This is a genomic window from Geofilum rubicundum JCM 15548 (assembly GCF_000974365.1).
Classification (GTDB): Bacteria; Bacteroidota; Bacteroidia; order Bacteroidales; family Marinilabiliaceae; genus Geofilum; species Geofilum rubicundum.
Window position 1 is genome coordinate 1 of record NZ_BAZW01000170.1, and the last position, 1015, is coordinate 1015.

Annotated in this window: 2 protein-coding genes; both read left to right on the plus strand. The window is 33.8% G+C overall.

Annotation, left to right across the window (positions count from 1 at the left end; all coding sequences use genetic code 11):
• The first annotated feature begins 34 nt into the window (after positions 1-34).
• Positions 35-376 (plus strand): type II toxin-antitoxin system HigB family toxin, encoded by a 342-nt coding sequence (locus JCM15548_RS20585; protein WP_062129114.1) that lies wholly within the window; start codon positions 35-37, stop codon positions 374-376.
• 11 nt (positions 377-387) lie between these two features.
• Complete coding sequence (locus JCM15548_RS20590) at positions 388-939, plus strand: helix-turn-helix domain-containing protein (protein WP_062129117.1); 552 nt, start codon at positions 388-390, stop codon at positions 937-939.
• Positions 940-1015 lie beyond the last annotated feature (76 nt).

Sequence of the window (1015 nt, forward strand, 5' to 3'; positions counted from 1 at the left end):
TATCTTTGACGTAAGATGACTAAACCCAAACGACTTGAGAATTACTAACAAACACATTCTGGCCAAACTGATTAAGAAAAATCAGGGAAACTCAAAATTGGTAAATGCAGTTAAACAGCTCATTTCCGACATTGAGAAAAGCAACTGGCAAACACCCCATGATTTGACTCAAGAAAGACCAGACGCCGATTGTGTTTATGGCGGAGAATTCTATTTTTTCAATATCAACATTCACAGAACTTTAATCCTAATTGAATTTGAAGAAAATGGAGAAGCAACAATTGTTTGGGCAGGAAACCACGATGATTACGAAATGACTTTCAAGAACAACCGAAACGTTATCAAAAAGTGGTTGAATAATAATGGTTGGATTTAAAGCTAAGAACGATGAAAGAAATTAAGGACATAAAAGAAATTGAAAATATCGAAAGAATTGAAAATGAATATGATTTACAAAAAGCTTCATTGCTTGACCGTAAATTGCGATTAATGATTAAAGAAAACCCTGACTTAAAACCTATTCGAAAAAAAATAAGAGACTTAATCGCAGAATACGAAAATAGAAAATGGTCAGACTTTGAAAACATAACCGATTCTCAAATAGAAGAATCTGACAAAGCAGAAGAAATCATTGATTACGAGCAAAAATTCATACAAAAACGAAAAGAAAGCATCAGAAAAAAACTCAAAGAATTTGATTTGACTCAGCAGGATTTTGGACAAATACTGGGTCACCCAAAATCATATATGAGCGAATTAATAAATGGTGTTTCTCAATTCACCTTGAAAGATTTGGTAATAATCCATCGACTTTTAGGGATAAGTTTGAAAATATTAATCCCAACTTATCTTCAATCTGAAACAAGAGATAAAGTCAGAGAGTCCATTGATAAATTGAATAAACCAAAACTCAGATTGAGAAAAACAGAAATAGCATAGAAGCAAAAGCGCATAACAAAGCTGTATACGGCAGCCGGGGCTCCACAGCAAATTGCAGGCTTCGTTCTCCCCAGTC

Bases quoted from the DNA above. Each gene is read 5' to 3' on its own strand.
- JCM15548_RS20590 (WP_062129117.1), top strand. From the start codon at position 388: ATGAAAGAAATTAAGGACATAAAAGAAATTGAAAATATCGAAAGAATT.